The sequence below is a fragment of the Ruminococcus sp. 5_1_39BFAA genome (genome assembly GCF_964240875.1).
In the GTDB taxonomy this organism is placed as follows: Bacteria; Bacillota; Clostridia; order Lachnospirales; family Lachnospiraceae; genus Blautia_A.
The window spans coordinates 1-1,488 of record NZ_CAXSVO010000086.1; the positions used below are offsets into that span (position 1 = coordinate 1).

The 1,488-nt window shown below is 39.2% G+C and carries 2 protein-coding genes and 1 pseudogene; all 3 read left to right on the plus strand.

The genetic code is table 11. From position 1 onward, the window contains the following. Positions 1-831, plus strand: a pseudogene (locus tag ACESZH_RS23855) (transposase); the annotation flags it as partial. 5 nt (positions 832-836) lie between these two features. Then, positions 837-1,061 carry a hypothetical protein gene (locus tag ACESZH_RS23860; protein WP_373219582.1) on the plus strand — a complete coding sequence of 75 codons (225 nt, stop codon included), beginning with the start codon at positions 837-839 and terminating at the stop codon, positions 1,059-1,061. Then, entirely contained in the window at positions 1,051-1,476 is a 426-nt protein-coding gene (locus ACESZH_RS23865) for a plasmid pRiA4b ORF-3 family protein (RefSeq protein WP_373219584.1), read from the plus strand. The genes ACESZH_RS23860 and ACESZH_RS23865 overlap by 11 nt, the downstream gene beginning before the upstream one ends. Positions 1,477-1,488: the final 12 nt, after the last annotated feature.

A 1,488-nucleotide genomic window follows, 5' to 3' on the forward strand; every position in this document is an offset into this window, starting at 1 on the left:
ATGAAGGGTATGAAGGAACTTGTAAAAAGTCTTGTTCTTGAAGTAAAAGGTACTTTTGAGGAAGACCGGAGATACAGCATCAGAGATTATAAAGTAAGCGGCATTACTGTAAAAAAGCAGCTTTACCCGTCTGATGAAAAAGAACGTTATTTCCACATTTTCTACAATGACAGAAAGAAAAGTAGTGAACATGAGGCTATCGAAGCAAAGATTGACCGCATGGCTGAATGCCTTCATAAACATGAAGGCACAAAATATGAAATCAAAGGAGCGGGCTTTGCCAGGTACTTTGATCTGATCTATTACAATAAAGGGAAAAAGGATGAAAAATTCATGTATGGCCGTGAACTTCATGATGTGATCAATGAAGAGATACGGCTTTGTGGATATTTTGTCATTATAACGTCAGAAAAGATGACGGCTGCACAGGCACTCGAACTGTACAAAAGCAGAGATGCGTCAGAGAAGTTGTTCCGTGGAGATAAATCTTATCTTGGGAACAAAAGCTTCCGAGTACATACAAGCGAATCTGTACATGCAAAGATATTCATAGAGTTTGTGGCACTAATCATTCGAAGCAGGTTTTATACCTGCCTAAAGGAACAGATGGAAAAGAGCGGAAAGAAAAATTATATGACTGTTCCGGCTGCAATCAGGGAATTGGAAAAGATAGAACTGATCCGGCAGAGCGACCGTGGATACCGCATGGATTATGCAGTTACAGCTACGCAGAAAGAAATCCTGAAGGCATTTAACATGACAGCAGCAAATGTCAGAACTCAGGCAGCTGCGATTAATGAAGACTTAATGAAGATAGAGAAAGAAGGATAAGAACCATGGCAAGAAGAAGCATTCCGATAGAAGAAAAGATTGAAACACAAAAAGAACTGGTTTCGAAAGCAAAAGACAGATATGAAGCAGAATTGGATAAGCTTGAGAAACTGATGAGAAAAAGAGACGAACTTCGTAGTAAAGAATTGATGGAGGCATTTGCCAATAGTGAACGTTCGTTTGAGGAAGTAATGAGATTCCTGTCTGGAAATGAGGTGGATGATGAATAACCAGTATTCGATGAAAATATATCCAGCTGGCAGAGGACGTGATATTTATAGAAATATCGAAATTTGCGGTAATAGCACATTAAATCAATTATGTCAGGTTATCCTGGAAGCATTTGATTTCATAGATGAGCACCTGTATGAGTTTTGTATGGACAACCGCATGTATAGTGAATATACATATCAGTCAGATCCTGAGGGAGACGAACCTTCGGCAGATATAACTCTAGACGAGGTCGGACTTTGTAAGGGACAGAAATTTTCACTTCATTATGACTTCGGAGATGATTGGATGTTCACAATTAGGGTGTCGAAAATCAGTGAAGTTCAGGAGAATTTCAAGCCTCGTATAGTTAAGTCAAAAGGAAGCATTCAACAGTACCCAGCCTGGGATGAAGAAGATTTTGACGATGAATAATACGTTGTTTGG

Bases quoted from the DNA above. Each gene is read 5' to 3' on its own strand.
- ACESZH_RS23860 (WP_373219582.1), top strand. From the start codon at position 837: ATGGCAAGAAGAAGCATTCCGATAGAAGAAAAGATTGAAACACAAAAA.
- ACESZH_RS23865 (WP_373219584.1), top strand. From the start codon at position 1,051: ATGATGAATAACCAGTATTCGATGAAAATATATCCAGCTGGCAGAGGA.